At 46.2% G+C, this 16,463-nt stretch carries 14 protein-coding genes; 4 read left to right on the forward strand and 10 right to left on the reverse strand.

The genetic code is table 11. The features are described 5' to 3' along the window. Positions 1 to 9: 9 nt before the first annotated feature. Entirely contained in the window at positions 10 to 975 is a 966-nt protein-coding gene (locus G493_RS0115100; RefSeq protein WP_028581063.1) for an AAA family ATPase, read from the reverse strand. Positions 976 to 1,426: 451 nt separating this feature from the next. On the opposite strand from G493_RS0115100, the gene G493_RS0115110 reads away from it, so the two are divergent. The 3 genes from G493_RS0115110 to ltaE all read left to right on the forward strand — a co-directional run bounded on the left by G493_RS0115110 (position 1,427) and on the right by ltaE (position 3,839). Further along, complete coding sequence (locus tag G493_RS0115110) at positions 1,427 to 1,822, forward strand: hemerythrin family protein (RefSeq protein ID WP_028581065.1); 396 nt, start codon at positions 1,427 to 1,429, stop codon at positions 1,820 to 1,822. A gap of 121 nt (positions 1,823 to 1,943) precedes the next feature. Then, positions 1,944 to 2,792: an MBL fold metallo-hydrolase gene (locus G493_RS0115115; protein ID WP_035274672.1), complete on the forward strand. Its 849-nt coding sequence runs from the start codon at positions 1,944 to 1,946 to the stop codon at positions 2,790 to 2,792. Positions 2,793 to 2,825: 33 nt separating this feature from the next. Continuing rightward, entirely contained in the window at positions 2,826 to 3,839 is a 1,014-nt protein-coding gene (gene ltaE, locus G493_RS0115120; protein ID WP_028581067.1) for a low-specificity L-threonine aldolase, read from the forward strand. Between the two features lie 169 nt (positions 3,840 to 4,008). Here ltaE and G493_RS29510 read toward each other — a convergent pair whose 3' ends face one another. From G493_RS29510 to pta, 3 genes are all read right to left on the reverse strand, one after another. Then, positions 4,009 to 4,647, reverse strand: coding sequence for an HAD family hydrolase (locus tag G493_RS29510; RefSeq protein ID WP_051309342.1), 639 nt, complete (start codon positions 4,645 to 4,647; stop codon positions 4,009 to 4,011). Between the two features lie 17 nt (positions 4,648 to 4,664). Beyond that, entirely contained in the window at positions 4,665 to 5,066 is a 402-nt protein-coding gene (locus G493_RS0115130; RefSeq protein ID WP_028581068.1) for a hypothetical protein, read from the reverse strand. A 134-nt stretch (positions 5,067 to 5,200) separates the two neighbouring features. After that, on the reverse strand, positions 5,201 to 7,312 hold the full coding sequence (gene pta / locus G493_RS0115135; RefSeq protein WP_028581069.1) for a phosphate acetyltransferase: 2,112 nt from the start codon (positions 7,310 to 7,312) through the stop codon (positions 5,201 to 5,203). Between the two features lie 343 nt (positions 7,313 to 7,655). Here pta and pap point away from each other — a divergent pair, with 343 nt between their 5' ends. Next, on the forward strand, positions 7,656 to 9,188 hold the full coding sequence (gene pap / locus G493_RS0115140; protein ID WP_028581070.1) for a polyphosphate:AMP phosphotransferase: 1,533 nt from the start codon (positions 7,656 to 7,658) through the stop codon (positions 9,186 to 9,188). Between the two features lie 87 nt (positions 9,189 to 9,275). On the opposite strand, the gene G493_RS0115145 is transcribed toward pap, so the two are convergent. The 6 genes from G493_RS0115145 to wtpA all read right to left on the reverse strand — a co-directional run bounded on the left by G493_RS0115145 (position 9,276) and on the right by wtpA (position 16,352). Continuing rightward, positions 9,276 to 10,145 (reverse strand): LysR family transcriptional regulator, encoded by an 870-nt coding sequence (locus tag G493_RS0115145; RefSeq protein WP_028581071.1) that lies wholly within the window; start codon positions 10,143 to 10,145, stop codon positions 9,276 to 9,278. A gap of 440 nt (positions 10,146 to 10,585) precedes the next feature. Further along, on the reverse strand, positions 10,586 to 12,004 hold the full coding sequence (locus G493_RS0115150; protein ID WP_028581072.1) for an aspartate kinase: 1,419 nt from the start codon (positions 12,002 to 12,004) through the stop codon (positions 10,586 to 10,588). Between the two features lie 3 nt (positions 12,005 to 12,007). Beyond that, positions 12,008 to 12,397: an ectoine synthase gene (locus tag G493_RS0115155; RefSeq protein ID WP_028581073.1), complete on the reverse strand. Its 390-nt coding sequence runs from the start codon at positions 12,395 to 12,397 to the stop codon at positions 12,008 to 12,010. Then, positions 12,397 to 13,671, reverse strand: a complete 1,275-nt coding sequence (gene ectB / locus G493_RS0115160; protein ID WP_028581074.1) for a diaminobutyrate--2-oxoglutarate transaminase — start codon at positions 13,669 to 13,671, stop codon at positions 12,397 to 12,399. Before ectB ends, G493_RS0115155 begins: the two co-directional genes overlap by 1 nt. 334 nt (positions 13,672 to 14,005) lie before the next feature. Continuing rightward, complete coding sequence (ectA, locus tag G493_RS0115165) at positions 14,006 to 14,512, reverse strand: diaminobutyrate acetyltransferase (RefSeq protein ID WP_028581075.1); 507 nt, start codon at positions 14,510 to 14,512, stop codon at positions 14,006 to 14,008. An 862-nt stretch (positions 14,513 to 15,374) separates the two neighbouring features. Continuing rightward, entirely contained in the window at positions 15,375 to 16,352 is a 978-nt protein-coding gene (gene wtpA, locus G493_RS0115170; RefSeq protein ID WP_028581076.1) for a tungstate ABC transporter substrate-binding protein WtpA, read from the reverse strand. Positions 16,353 to 16,463: the final 111 nt, after the last annotated feature.

The raw sequence follows: 16,463 nt of genomic DNA on the forward strand, positions 1-16,463 counted from the left end.
TGATAGCATTCAGGGAACAGGAACCTGTTCCACCAGAGCCTGGATAACCTGATCTGGTGTTATTCCTTCGGCCTCAGCTTCGTAGGTCAGCAGCAATCGGTGCCTGAGAACATCAAAGAGGACGTCATGGATATCTTCAGGAGAAACAAAATCTCTGCCCTGCAACCATGCAACTGCTCTGCTGCAGCGATCCAGGGCAATGGCACCCCTGGGGCTGGCACCGTATTGAATATATGATTTGATACGATCGTCCAGGTTACCCTTTCCATGGGTCGCCTCAATTAAACGCAACAGGTATTCTTCCAATACATCGGCCATGTATACCTGTAAAACAGATTGCCTGGCTTCGAAAATGGTTTCCTGGGAGATCTGTACATCCCTGCTGATGGTTTTTTCTCTGTTGCCCGCTTCTTCGCGGGCGAGCTGGAGAATTTTCTTCCCTGCTTCCAGGTCAGGGTAATCCACAGTGACATGGAGGAGGAAACGATCGAGCTGTGCCTCTGGCAGAGGATATGTGCCTTCCTGTTCAATGGGATTCTGGGTCGCCATGACCAGGAACAGTTCCGGCAGGGTATAGGTTGTACTGCCAACGGTAATCTGCCTTTCCGCCATGGCTTCGAGGAGTGCAGATTGCACTTTTGCCGGAGCGCGGTTGATTTCGTCGGCAAGCACCAGGTTATGGAACAGGGGACCGGGTTGAAATTGGAAAGACCCGTCTTTTGGGAAAAAAATGTCAGTTCCTGTGATATCAGCAGGCAATAGGTCTGGAGTGAACTGAACTCTGTGAAAATCAGCTTCAATTCCCTGGCTCAGCACACGTACAGCCCTTGTTTTTGCCAGCCCCGGAGCGCCTTCCACAAGGAGGTGACCGTCTGCAAGCAGTGCCACCAGTAGCCGTGTGACCAGTTTCTCCTGGCCGATAATTCGGGCTTCAATTGAACTTTTAAGCTGTTGTATGTGTTGTGCAGTGTCCATGACGACAATATCTGTTAAGTCTTAATGTGCACGAGGTGATTTGCACTATGTTTATCCCCTGTTGCAGGGGTGTTGCATTTTCCTGTATTACCTTCAATTCGGAGGCAATGATCAGTGTCTCAGTTAACTCTGAAAATCACACTGACACGTTGGTGAAAAAATGCAGTATTTGCTGGAGACTGCTTTCATCACTATCAGTGCCTTCCATAAACAGGCCGTGAAGATCATGTTGACGTACAAAATACCAATTATGACAACATGATAAATCAAAAGAGCCATTTTGGAATAGAATTTTGTAGGTTTTGGTAATCTGACTTTTCCTCTCTGTCAATATTTCTCTTCAGTAAGGAGATGGTGTGATCTAGTATTTCAATCAGAAAAATCACGGTTTAGAGCTTGCAGTTTGTTTGATTTTAAAATTTTGCTCACGTATACTTGAGTCAAGCAGATAATGTCGAATGTATTTCAATCCGAGACAGGGACAATGTGGTATTCGATCTATTCCGTTGGCGATGTAGATATTGATCAGGAACATGCTAATATCGATTTTATGCTCTCAGTTCTTTCTGTAGATGACTCTCAGTTCAAGGATCAGATACAATATCTGGTTAAGGCTCTTGCCCTGCACTTTGTCAATGAAGAGAAAATAGCAGATGCCAGGGGATACAATATGAGCGATGGACATCGGCAGGAGCACCGACGGGTTACAGCGCAATTGGAAGCGATAATGGATTCTTTGCAGGGAAAAAAAGTCGATCCTGTTACGGTTGCTCAAAATCTTCAGGATACCCTGCGGGAACATATTCTGGAATATGATCGATACCTGACTGCTCCTGAATTTTTTTGAATCAAGCCTGTTACTATACTCTCCCTCTCCTGGAAATTTCTTCCTTGGATTCTTTCCCATTGTATTTATAGTACCTGCTATGTGGCAATAGCGTATCGTATATATCAACGGGGGAAGCATCATGCAGCAATCATCGAAACTGGACCTGGGATCTATAACAATTCATTGGCTACAGGGAGGCTATAACCAGCTGGATGGCGGCGCCATGTTTGGCGCAGTGCCCAAAATCCTATGGAGCAAAAAATGTCCCCCTGATGCAGAGAATTACCTGAGTTATCGCAATGATCCGTTGCTGATTCAGACAGATCGGGCCAATATCGTGATTGATACCGGACTTGGTAATAAGCTGACGGAAAAACAACAGAAAATTTATCGCGTGTCCCAAGCCTGGGATGTCCCCACCTCTCTATCTCTGCATGGTTTGAGGCGGGAGGATATTGATTATGTTATTTTTACCCATGGCGATTTTGACCATGCCGGTGGCGTGGCCCTGCGTAATGACAGTGGTGAACTGGAGCTCACCTTTCCAAAGGCACGACATATCATGCAGCGCAGTGAGTGGGAGGATATTTGTGAACCGAATATCCGGGCTGCACACACGTATTTCCCGCTGAATTTCCAGACATTGGCAGAAAGCGGATTGCTGGAACTGGTCGAAGGAGATGCGGATATCGTTACCGGAGTGCGCGTCCGGCACAGTGGCGGGCATACCAGGGGACACCAGATAGTGGAGTTGACAGGGAGCCGGGGCTGTGCCGTTCATCTGGGAGACCTTTTACCCACCCATAATCATTCCAACCCGTTATGGGTGATGTCTTACGATAATTTTCCCTTGGACGTGGTAGCTAAGAGAACAGAATTTTTTGAAGAATATAAGGGGAAAAACAGCTGGTTCACTTTTTACCACGATTTTGATCTACGGGCATGTATCCTGGATGAAAAAAATGGTGTGCTTGAAGAGCTGAGATAAAAAGTTTGGATTCAAAGGAACAAATATATGCCGTTGTATATAGACTTACGCAGTGATACCGTGACCCCGCCCACCGATGCCATGCGGCGGGTTATGGCTGACGCGGTGGTCGGAGATGATGTGTATGGTGAAGACCCCACCATACGAGAGCTGGAGGAATACTGTGCAGACCTGCTGGGCAAGGAAGCTGCACTGTTTACGACCAGTGGGACACAGGGCAATCTGTTAGGCATTATGGTTCATTGTCAGCGTGGAGATGAGTATATTGTAGGTCAACAAGCCCACGCATACAGGTATGAGGCTGGTGGAGCAGCCATACTCGCTTCTGTGCAGCCGCAGCCTCTGAATTTTGAGTCAGACGGTACTCTGGACCTGAAAAAGGTGACTGCAGCGATCAAGCCGGATGATGTCCACTTTGCCCGTACCCGACTCCTCTGTCTGGAAAATACCCATAATGGAATGGCCTTGCCTCTGGGATATGTGCAAGAGGCTGCCAAAGTTGCGGCCATGAATCAGCTTAAGCTTCATCTGGATGGAGCCAGATTGTTTAATGCTGCAGTTTTTCTTGATGTGCCGGTAAAACAGCTTGTTCAGGGTGTAGATACGGTATCCGTGTGCCTTTCAAAGGGTTTGGGGGCGCCGGTCGGTTCTCTGTTGTGTGGCAGTTACCAGGCCATTCACGAGGCGCGTAAGTGGCGTAAAATGCTTGGAGGAGGCCTGCGGCAGGCAGGTATCCTGGCTGCAGCAGGACTGTATGCGTTGCAACAGCATGTTTCCCGTTTGCAGGAAGATCACACCCATGCCGCGTTACTTGCCCAAGGGCTGACCGGAATCCCTGGCATAGAGGTGCAATTTGGGAAATTACAGACCAATATGGTATTTATCAAAACCTCGGAGCAACATGCCCGTGGGTTGAGCCAATATTTGAAAGAGCACAATATTCTCATTGGTACAGGCAACCCCATCCGTCTTGTCACTCACCTGGGAATCAGTGGCAAAGACATTGAGCAGGTAATTGCGTGTTGCAGAGCATTTTTTAAGAACTAATCAGTTAAGGGCCACCGAAAAAAATAGATTATCCAATCTTGCTTGTCTCTCAACTCTGTAACGTCGTCGCGTCAATGGCTCAATACGGCCAGTATGGAACCATTGACGCGACGACGTTACCAAACCGATATCCTACGCTATTTTTGGACATGTAGTATTTTCCGCGACCCTAAAGAATCTCAAGTTGTACTTTTTCCGAAGTAGTGGTTTCTTTTGGAAAAATATTATCTGCATCAGGTGGAACAATGCCTAAAAATTGAATCCCTGTACGTTGAGCAGCTTTGTAATCTGCCATGGCATCACCAATAAAGAGGCTGGCTGTGGGCTGGAAAGAATATTTTTCCAGAATTTCCGACACAATCACATGCTTTGCCCGGGGTGAACCATGCACTTCCTGAAAATAGGGAGCAAGACCTTTCTGCTCAACAATCAGGTTCATTTCTGCATGCGGGGTTCCGGAGACCACAAAAGCAGGAATCTTTTGTTGCTGTAAGCTTGTCAGCGATTCCATTGCACCAGGTATAAAGGGAGCCTGAATAACTTCATCCACCACCAGTTGAGAGAATTGTTGCCCAATCCTGTCTATTTCCTGTTCATCTGGATGTTGGCCAAGCAGTTCAGTCAGGTAATACCGGATTTTTTCTGAACGCGGCATGCCGCCATTATCCAGATGATATTGCACGACCTGGTGGCAGATGTCTTCACCATATTGGCTGAAAAGCTGACGAAATGCACGTGTTTTCACAGCAACTGATCTGGCGATGACACCATCAAAATCAAAAAAAACAGCCTGCCATTGTATGCTCATTTTTTGGAAAACACGTATTAATTTTCAACATGGTCATCTGGATTCTGCTCGTACTTCATTGCCAGAAGCAGGGCTTTCAGGCCCACAGCCTGGACAGCGGTTTGACATTCATCGTGGTGATAGCACCCTGCCATGACAGAGGCAAACTGAGAACCTAGAAAAAGAACTTCTGTATCCTGTTCCCGCTCAAGAATAGAGAGGCATTGCCGGGGTTGATTATCTTCCACAGCCTTGAGTATGGCGTTGAGCCATTCAAGTTTTTCTTCGGAGAAATGGAATTCCGCCATGGCCTGTGCATAGATGGAGATAATTGATGCTCGATGATCATACAAGGTGTCGGCATCGTCATTTTCAGCAGCCTCAAGAACCACGTTGATTTCATCAAGTAGATCGTCCATTTCAAAAGTTTGTTCGGACATGTGTATTCTCCTTGGAGAGGGATGCAGGTAAAGTGCAGGAACAGGCGCTCCGCAGGGAACTGGAATCCCGGGATGTTGTTGCTGCCATTTGATATACTGTCAGTATAGACTGTTGTTTCAATATTACCCAACAGTTATTGTAAGCTTTTGTGTTTCCTGTTGCTTGCCTGGGCCTGAATAGCTGTGATGGCAACCGTATTGACTATATCTGGAACCAGACACCCTCTGCTCAAGTCGTTTACCGGTTTATTGAGGCCCTGCAGGATTGGTCCTATGGCGACCGCACCTGAAGATCTTTGCACAGCTTTATAGGTGTTGTTTCCCGTATTCAGATCCGGAAAGATAAACACGGTTGCCTTTCCCGCAACCTGGCTGTCCGGCATTTTTTTACTGGCTACTGTGGCATCAATGGCCGCGTCATACTGGATAGGTCCATCGATGGGTAAGCCTGGACGGCGTTGATGGACAATATCCACAGCTTTTCGCACCATGTCAACGTCCTCCCCCTGTCCGGATTTACCGCTGGAGTAGGATAACATGGCTACCATTGGTTCAATACCGAACATAGCGGCGGTGTCCGCAGAACTTATAGCAATTTCAGCAAGTTCTTCGCTGTCTGGGTTGGGATTTACAGCGCAGTCTCCGTATACCAGAACTCTGGTATCCATACACATAAAGAAGACACTGGAGACCAGGAGTACGTCCGGCGGTGTCCGTATAATCTGGAAAGCTGGCCTGATGGTATGCTGGGTGGTGTGGGCAGCACCGGACACCATTCCATCCGCCTTGTCCAGGTAGACCATCATAGTGCCGAAATAACTTACATCGGCAATGCGATCATAAGCATACTCTGCCGTCATACCCTTGTCTTTCCGTAATTCATACAGTTTGCAGGCAAATTCATCACGCAAGGGCGATGTTTGGGGATCGATAACGTTGACATCCTGCAGCCTGAGTCCGAGTTGTGTGGCCCGGTTGTGCACCTGATCCTGATCACCAAGAATAGTGAGGTCGACGACATCACGCAGGCGGAGAATTTCCGCTGCCCGAAGAATCCGGTCGTCACTGCCTTCGGGGAGGACTATGTGCTGCTTGACCTGGCGGGCTCTCTCGAAAAGAGCATATTCAAACATCAGGGGTGATATAATGTTGGATTTTGTTACAGCAATACGTTGTCGAAGATCTTTGCTGTCCGTATGTGTCTCAAACAGTCCAAGTGCTTTGGCAATTTTCTGTTCATTTTTGGCTTGAAGCACTCCAGGGACAGAACCTGCCTGCATGGCTGTCCTGTACGTGTCTGTCTTGACACTATAAATAGGCAATGCCAGATCATCGAGGCCTTCGAGAAGTCTCATCATGGATGAAGATGGCAGAAAATTGCCAGAAAGTATAAGGCCCACAGGCGACGGGTAGGTTTTGGAGATAATGGCAGCCAGAGTGGCCAGAATGATATCCGGACGATCACCAGGGGTAATGATGAGGTCATCTTTTTCAAGAAATTCAAGGTAGTTGTTGCTGCTCATGGCGGCAACCTTTATGTCGCGAACATCGCGAAGGAGACGATTTTTGGGACCGGACAGGTAGGTAGCCTGAATTGCCGCGATGATCTGATCCATTGTGGGCATGCTCAGGCTTGGCATATTGGGCAGCAGGGATATGGGAACAGAGCCTTTGAAGGCGTTGCAGATTTTTTCCTTTTCATTGACAACAATTTCAGGAACCACTCGATTGACAAAGACAGCAACCAAAGAGGCGCGGTGCTGTTCAAAAGTATTTTCCGCTACCTGAATATTGCGGATGATTTCATCTACAGAATGGTCAAGCCCATTGGAAACGTAGATGGCAGGTGTGCCCAATTCTCTGGCAATCCGTATGCTGATATCATAATCAAATGCTTCGGAGAGGGTACTGATGTTGGGCCCTTCGCAGAGAAGGAAATCGCATTGCTCCAGGGCTTGATTGTATTTGGAAACTATTGTCCTGTAAATCCGTTGTTCCTGGCCTGATGCAAGCAGAGCCCTGGCTTCTTTATGGGTAATGCCGTGCATCTGCTCGATGGGTAACGGTACGTTATATCGCTTTTTTATCAGGTTGATATCATTATCCGTTGTCCCGTCGCCATGAACTACAGGACGGAAAAAGCCGATCCGGTCAATGTGACGGGACAACAACTCCATAATCCCCAGGGTAACCACAAGTTTTCCACTACCCTGTTCCAGACTCCCAATGTAGATGCTTCCTGTCATGTCGTATTCCTGCGTTGTTATGGAGATGAGGTGGCCTCAGGTCTCTTGATGGCGGTATGGTGAGATATATTTCACCATTTTTCTGTATATTATAATTTTCAGATTATACAGTTAACATATAGAAAACCAATTGGTTGCCCTTATTTTTATATTTTTATAAAGATAATTGATTCAATGTATGTAAGATGCCTGTCTCATTGTAAGGAACACATATTTCGCGAATGATAACATGGTGGGATACACTGGTCGCTACCTGTGAATACTTTCGCTTACATACACCTGGAGCATCGGTCGTCGGTGCAAAAAGGAACGTGAAGTTCTACCAGCATGAGGGAGTAACCGTATGTTTGAATCTGCAGAGTTAGGCCATAAGATTAAGAAATCAGAGTATAAAAAGGAAGTTCCTGTCCTGCGGGAAGCTCTCCTCAACGTACAGCTTGAACTGGTCGAGTCAGCCGATTTTCAGGTAATCATTCTTGTTGGCGGGTTGGACGGAGCAGGGCGCGGAGCCACTGTAAATCTGTTGAATGAATGGATGGATCCCCGCCATATTCAAACCCACGGCATGGGTGAGCCCACAGACGAAGAAATGGATCGCCCCATGATGTGGCGGTTCTGGAGAGCTTTGCCACCCAAAGGTAAAATAGGTGTTTTTCTGGGATCCTGGTACACATGGCCCATGCTGAACAGAGCCTATGGCAGAACCAAAGATGCGGATCTGGAGCAGAGTCTTGAGCGGGCAAAGAATTTAGAAAAAATGTTGGTGGATGAGGGCGCTCTGCTGCTGAAATTCTGGTTTCATCTTTCCAAGGAAAAACAGGAGAAAAGGCTGAAATCCCTGGAGAAGGACCCTTTAACTCGCTGGAAGGTATCCAAGCGGGATTGGAAGCACTTTAAAATGTACGATACATTTCATGAGGTGCATGAAAAGGTCATCCGCCATACCTCAACCGCAGAAGCTCCCTGGTTGATTATTGAAGGAGAGGATGCTCGCTACCGGAATTTGACAGTTGGTAAGTTGATCCTGAATGCCATTCAGGAGCGACTGGACCTGAAGACTCAACCGTCACAGGAAATTCTTGCTCCTCCTCTTATGCCCTCCATTGATAATCTCAATGTCCTCAAGATGTTGGACATGACGCAATCTCTGGACAAAGAAAAATACAGTATACAGCTGAAAAAGTACCAGAGAAAACTGAACCTGTTAACCAGGGACCCTAAATTTAAATATACCTCAGTACTGGCTGTGTTCGAGGGTAATGACGCAGCCGGCAAGGGAGGGGCCATACGTCGCATCACCGGGGCGCTCGATGCACGCTGGTATCAGGTTATTCCCATTGCAGCACCTACAGAAGAGGAACGGGCTCAACCGTATCTTTGGAGATTCTGGAGGCATCTGCCACGCAAAGGCCGGGTAACCATATTTGATCGCTCCTGGTATGGCCGGGTACTGGTGGAGCGGGTGGAACAGTTTTGTTCAGAATCTGACTGGATGCGGGCCTATAGCGAAATCAACGAGTTTGAGGCACAACTTGCCCGACATCGTATTGTGGTGGTCAAGTTCTGGTTGTCTATCACCAATGATGAGCAGCTGCGAAGGTTTCATGATCGGGAACAGACAGGATTCAAGCGGTTCAAAATCACCGATGAAGACTGGCGTAATCGCGATAAATGGGAACAATACGAGCTGGCTGTTTCAGATATGGTAGATCGTACAAGCACTTTTTACGCCCCCTGGACTCTGGTGGAGGCGAACAGCAAATATTTTGCCCGGATCAAAGTGCTCAAAACTCTGTGCGAAAGAATCGAGGACAAACTGAAAGAAATATATGATCAAGGTATTGATTATCTGGAGAAGCCGAAAAAAAAGAAGTGAGGGGTAGAACGTATCCAGGAGTCTGTCCATAGCTGAGAATTTTTGTTCAAGTGTATCTGCTCACAGTGCCTCTGACCTTTCCGCGAGTCATTCCTTTTTATCCCGCAGCATATCCATGAAAGCCAGGGCTGCATTGGAGAGAATACGTTGCCTGTGGTGCAACAGGCCCAGATTTCTGGTGCACTGGAATCCGCTGATATTGTAGCAGTGCAGGGAACTGTTGCCCATGCTGGCAGGAAGAACCGACCAGCCAATGCCCGCTGTGACCAGCATTCTGATGGTTTCAAAGCTGTCAGCAGTTTCCGTACGTTCAGCTGTGGCTCCGATGGCTTCGAGGGATTTATGAATAAGGATGCTGGTGCTGGTGGTCTCTGCAGGCAGGATGATGGGGTAATGGGTCAACTCTGCAGGCAGGTTTTTCTTTTTTGTTACAGGGTGGTGGGTTGCCGTCATGATAACCATGGGATCCTTCCAGAGTCTTTCTGCAATAATTTTTTCTGGCAGAAAGTCTGGAAGGGTTACCACCGCGACTTCGCACGTGCCATCCTGTACCATTTTGATTCCCTGCTCTGAATCAGTAAATTTCACATGAAGTTGTACTTCCGGATATGTGCAGCAATACTTCTGCAGAGATTGCGGAAGTCTGTGCAGTCCGATATGGTGGCTGGTGGCAATTGTGAGTTCACCCTGTATGGTTGTGCCAAGATTGGCAACCATCTTTTTTGCCTCTGTAATTTCAAGCAGGATTTTATGGGCATGTGGCAGAAGAACCTTACCCGCTTCAGTGAGAAGAACGGTGTTGCCAAGTCTGTTAAAAAGTTTACTTCCTAGATCGGTTTCGAGATTGGCTATACGCTTGCTGATTGCAGGTTGGGTTACCAAAAGTCGTTCCGCAGCAACCGAAAACGATCCTTCTTCCGCTACCATCAAAAATGCTTTGAGCCCATGGAGGTCCATTGGAGTTATTCCATCTTGGAATGATTTGTTCGATAATTATAAGAATAATGTATTTAACACGTTGGAGAAATATTTTGCAAGTACGGAGCTTTTTTGCAGAGTTCATACTGAACCTGGCAAATGCTTGACAAATGGAATGTATCGAGGAGGCTGCAACGATTCTGTCGTTCGCTCGGAGGATTTAAGGGTCGCGGAAAATATTAAATATCCAAAAATTGCGTAGGATATCGGTTTGGTAACGTTGTTGCGTCAATGGTTCCATACTGGCCGTATTGAACCATTGACGCGACGACGTTACCGAGTTGAGAGAAAAGCAAGATTGGAATATTTATTTTTTCCGTGACCCTAAGCCACTGCTTCTCTGTTTGACAGGTATGTATGCGACGCTGCCAAACAGAGAAAAACCAGAAGCACAAGTACTAACCGCGGAAGTGAAGCAATTATATGGTCAGGCTTTCTTCCACAAGATTTTTATGCAGTGCAGTAATGGCCTTTTGAAAGTCTTTTTCTTCCACCACAAACTGTACATCAATCTGGCGCATACATTTATGGAGTCCCAGGATTTCTACTCCGGCATTGGCCAACGCATGAACAGCAGTGGGTAACACCCAGGTATCTGCCATATTTGTTCCGATCAGTGATACCAGGGCAACTTTTCTAACCATAATATCCGCGTTTGGAAAAGATTTCTGAATTGCCTCGCTGAGTTTCCTTATATCTTCCAACGGCGCAGCTACATAGTGGGTCAGGGTGTTGGCGTTGGTATCCTTGGCAAGATAACGGATTTTTCTTTCGGTAAAATGCTGCAGCAATTCTGCGTCGTGGTCCCAGCGGCCAACCATATCCTGATCCCATACTTCAATGCCCGTAACTCCCCGTCTTCCAGCAATGATTTCCACCTTGGCCTCAGGGCTTCTATACACATTGGTGATCAGGGTTCCTGGGTGCTCAGGTTCAAAGACGTTTTTCACGCGTAGCGGAATATCGTCCCTGCGCATGCCTTTGGCGGCTCCTGGATGTATGGCTTCCATACCAAGATCAGAGAGTTGATCGGCGACATCATAATTTGTGTCTCCGATAACTTCCACTCGATCTTCACCAACTATTTTGGGATCACCACTGCTTAAGTGGTATTCTTTATGGATAACTCCCTCTTTTGCCTTGGTCAAAACGCATATCTTGGAAAAAGTAATTTCTGTATAACCGCGGTCATACGTGCCCATGATGCCTTCTTTACATTGCGTATACCCTGTGGCTATGGGAAGTTCTGTTTTCAGGTCTATGTCATCAAAGTATTTATGGATTTTTTCCTCAAAGCCGAGCTGCTCGGTTTCCATCCAACCTGAAAGGTCAACAAAGCGGGCATTGATCCCTTTGTTTTTCAGAATCAGGTACGTGTTATAGGCGCTGTGTGCTTCACCAATGGCAGAGAGCATTTCACGGACCGTCATCAGATGTTCATCCAGCTGGAAATGTCCGAATGAACAAAGACGGGTGAGATCAAGGAGGCAACTGCGCGCGCCCTCGATCCGTTCTTTGACAAATCTGTCTGCCTGTATAACGTCAAGGCCCAGGGATTCAAATCCCTTATTGATATTGCACATATGCTGGCAGACTCTGGTGATGGCGTCACTCCAGGCCCAGGAATCGTTATTTTTTGAAAAGAGGCTGTATATTCCAGACTGCTGCGTTTTTTTATGCTCTAATAACTCATTGGTAATTCCTGCATAGGCTGATACTACTATGATTCTATTGTATAATTGCCCGTTTTTACGGTGTCCTACCAGAACATTGTCAAGCACCTTGTCAAACTGGCTCATGGAGGTGCCGCCAATTTTTTCTACAGTATGGGAAGGCATGGGTTATTCCTTGACCAGTTCATATGAGCCGTCGCTGTCATGTGTTTCTCGACCAGTGACTGGAGGGCTGAAGGCACAGATCAGGCGCATATCTTCGGATCCTCCCCGTAAGACGTGCTTATCATGCTCATTCAGCGCATATAAAATGCCGTCTTTGAGAGTGTGAACTTCGCCGGTAGCTAAATCTTCAATTGTGCCATTACCTGCAACACAATAGACAGCTTCCAGATGGTTTTTATACCAAAGACGCAGTTCAGCACCGGCTGGAATAATGGTTTCGTGAAAGGAGAATCCCATATTATCTTTCTTCAGTAAAAGCCGACGGGAAGTCCAGGTTTCTGTTTGTACTTCTCGCTCACTGCCAATAATATCTTGTATATCTCTGATAATCATTAGAACTCACCTTTGAGGTTATCTTGTTTTTCCTGGAGTATTTCTGCAATGGATTGTTTGACAATGCCTATGCCTTTAAGCAAGGTTTCTTCGTCAATAACAAGGGGGGGTAAAAATTTGAGAACTTGGTCTTCAGCGCCAGCCAATTCAATGACAAGGCCGTTTTCGAAACACCGTTCTGAAATTTGATTTGAAAGTCCGCGTTCAGGAATTTCAAACCCATAGATCATACCCCGACCACGAACCGAAGCGTTCAGTTCAGGAAACTCCTTAGCGATGGTGTTGAGTTCCCGGTCCAGCACCGCTCCTTTGTATTGAATGGCTTCTGAAAGATCGTTTGTGTCCCAGTAACTTAACGCCTGGGTTGATGCTACAAAAGCAAGGTTGTTGCCACGAAAGGTTCCTGTATGTTCACCTGGTTTCCATTGATCCAGGTCAGGACGCAAGAGAATAAATGCCAGGGGCAAACCACCACCGATAGCCTTGGAAAGACAGATGATGTCTGGTTTAATACCAGCCTCTTCAAAACTGAAGAAATCTCCGGAGCGACCGTTTCCGACCTGAATGTCATCCACAATTAATAGGATATCAAACTCATAGCATATCTCTGAGAGCTCTTTCAGCCATCGCCTGGAGGCAATGTTAACCCCGCCTTCAGCCTGGATGGTTTCCAGGATAACTGCAGCAGGTAAATCCAGACCACTGGAGTTATCTTCGAGCATGCGCCTGAAAAGTGCCAGTGTATTACAGTCCGGACCGAGATAGTTGTCGTAGGGCATGAAACTTACATTGGAGCGGCTGATATATGCCTCGTCACGATAATGATTATTGCCGGTGATGGCCAATGAGCCCATGGTGAGCCCATGATATCCATTGGTAAAGCAGACAATATTGGAACGTCCCTTGACCATTCTGGCCAGCTTGAGAGCTGTTTCCACCGCATTGGTACCCGTGGGACCGGTAAATTGGAGTTTGTAATCAAGCTGTCTGGGTTCCAGGATGGTCTCTGTAAACTTGTAGAGAAAATTTTTCTTTGCAGTTGTTGCCATGTCAAGGCCGTGCAATACACCGTCATTTTGCAGGTATTCAATCATGGCATTGCTGATCATTTTGTTATTGTGGCCATAATTCAGTGTGCCGGCGCCGGCGAAAAAATCGATGTATTCCTTATCCATCTCGTCAACGAGCATTGCTCCCTTTGCTGACTTGAAGATGACAGGAAACGAACGGATATAGCCGCGGACACGTGATTCCATATTTTCGAAAATACGCATATTTTGCCTCTTAGTATAAAAATGAAATGATGTAGTTTGCTTTAAGATGGTTTCTGTTTCAGTAAGTTTACTCTGCGTGTATTTCTCAAAGCGGTGTGGGCAAGTCCACTATTGGATCGCCCAGTGGAATGACTTGTTAAAATCATTATGAAATGCAGTCTGTTAAGCTGTTGTGAAGGTTAGAAGAAATGTAGATTAATGCCTGTCCATAAACGGTTTTTTCACCAATTTTTGCGTTATGCTCAACATTGTATCCTCGAAGGGAACACTCCGATATCCTACTAAATTTTGAATATTTATTATTTTCCGCGATCCTAAACCTGAGCAAAAAACCTTATTTATGGGCAGATACAGGCTCGTCAGTAAAAGGTCCTATTCGCATGAGATATTCAGCCTCTTCACCTTGCCCCAATTCCTCTTTATGGAAAAAAGGTTCAGCTGAGAAGTGGTATTTTGTATGAAGAGCTGGGCCAAGGGAACTGAATACCTTAATGGAAGCGGTATTCTCTCGTGTGATGGTTGACTCCAGAAAACGTGGCTTGCACTGGTTCACAAGGGCAAGCAACATCTCTTTACCTACTCCCTTTCCCTGATATTGCCGGGCAACACCAATTTGCCAGACAAAAAGTGTTTCAGGTGAACTGGGAGGCGTGTAGCCAATGACATAGGCAACTATCTCACTTTCCTTTTCACCAACGATGCAGGTTTCAGGGAAATGACGGGACATCAAAGTGTATGCGTAGGTGGAGTTGACGGAGAGTACTCCTGTTTCCTCTGCTATGGCATGTATCCGGGGGCCGTCTTGACTTGTTGGGCGTCTATAAAGAATTCCAGTTGACATATGTATATTTGTTTTCAGTTAGTTACAGGCAGTTTCTCAAAAGAACGGGTCGCAGTTATCATTGCAGAGCAATGAATGCTGTTCTTTATGGGAATCTTGGCATTGACTTGGATTGGGATCCGAACGGAAATGGGGGTCAACTCTTGAATCAGATTTGCATATGATTTTTTGTAATGTGTTTTTAGCAACAATTTTGTGATTAAGTTTTCAAATCATACATAAATGTTACATATATAGATATATTTTTCAAGAAAATAATTTTTGATAAAATTGTTTTGTGTAAAAATAAACACAAAGGCACTTGTATTTCAGACTAGGCTTTTTTGCAAAGGAAACAATGTCAGGCTCAATAAAATATGTATGTATTTTAAATTGTTGCCTGCTCTGTGCCAGATTAGGCTGCTGATTGTTTCAGGCTGAGACGAGGCAATAGATGCGGGTAGATGGTAACCTGAGCTTATTTAAAAGTATGGCAAATTTGGAGGAGAGGGCAGGGGGGCGGATGCAGGTAGTGAAGTAACCGGAGGCGTGTGGTTTGGATACTTTGCTCTATGTAGCCTTTATGAATTACCGCCGCACTTTCAGCAACAGGCAGGTAACTGATCACAGACTCCACGAAGTCTCCCGCTGGTCGCTAACCTGCGAAAAACCGCGCTTGCACAAATCTGAAGCACCCGTGACCAGTTACGACTCAGAACTAACCGAAATATCAGTGTTGTTACCCACGTGATCAGTTGTACAGGCAGGGCATCTACAACGTCATGGGTGATTTAAAGATGCATCCTCCAACTGAAAAAAATGGAAGATGCTGTGCTAGGCGCAGCACCTTCCAAAAACGTGGTTTATTGGGCTATGCCATGTACTATTGTTGCACTGCGGCTTGGGATTGCAGGGAGACTGGAAGTTTGTGCAACATATCCTGGGAAGGAACCCTCACGGGAATGAATGGAGGCTGGCCCATGGATTCGAGAACTTTTAATCCGCCTTCCTTGTCAAACAGATATGCGAGAAAGGCTTCTGCGGCTTCTTTGTTGGCTGCATTATCCAACATGGTAATACCGTAGGTGATGGATTTACCAATGCGGTCAATGGTGGTACCGGGTTTTTTGCCGGACACTGTAACCTTGGCTTGCTTATAAATCGGTGTCATTTTGTAATTGCCAAGGTTGATATGATCATCCAGGGTAATGTATTTCAGATTATGTTGCACTGCAACTGAGAGATATTCCCATGCGTAATCCATGCTACCGGATTGGAGAAGCGAGATGAGTTCTGCAGCTTTGGGCAGCACATTTTTTTCAGGGCGATTGGCCAGGAGCTGGGCGTTTAATCCTGGGATATTATAAAAAATTTCAGCTAGCTGTAAAACCATGAGGGCGCGATACCCGCAAGGATCCAGGTTGGGATCTGAGTGTCCCCAGGCGACTCCTTTGCGTTGCAGTATTTCATACCAGTTGTCAGCATTGATTTCGTCTGCGAATTTTGATTTGTCTGTATAACAGAGAACCAATTGATTAGAAGCAAAACGGACATTCCAGGATGCAAATTTCGGAATAAGGTTTTTGTCAATCACCACGTAATCTGCAGAGGCCATGATATCTGCAGGTTTACCTTCCTCTGAGATCATGCGTGCCATCTTGGTGGATCCACCAGCTTCCCGCAGGATATCAACCTTTGGGTATTTTGCTTCAAAAGCTTTTTCCATTTCCGCAAAAGGAACGGAAAGCGATCCGGCGTGAAAGATAACCAGTTTACCGGACGGTTCCGCATTTGCCAGAGCGGCGGCGATGAGCAGAAATGCCAACGCGAATGCCATCAGTTCCAACAGATTTTTTAGCATAATAGCCTCATAGAAATAAATTTGTAGAAGTAGATACAGCCTGATCGATTGCTGATGCTATGTTAGCATTTTTATGCGTCTTATCAAGTACCTCAAAGTGGCACTCTGGTA

The sequence above is a fragment of the Desulfogranum japonicum DSM 18378 genome, from assembly GCF_000429945.1.
Classification (GTDB): Bacteria; Desulfobacterota; Desulfobulbia; order Desulfobulbales; family Desulfobulbaceae; genus Desulfogranum; species Desulfogranum japonicum.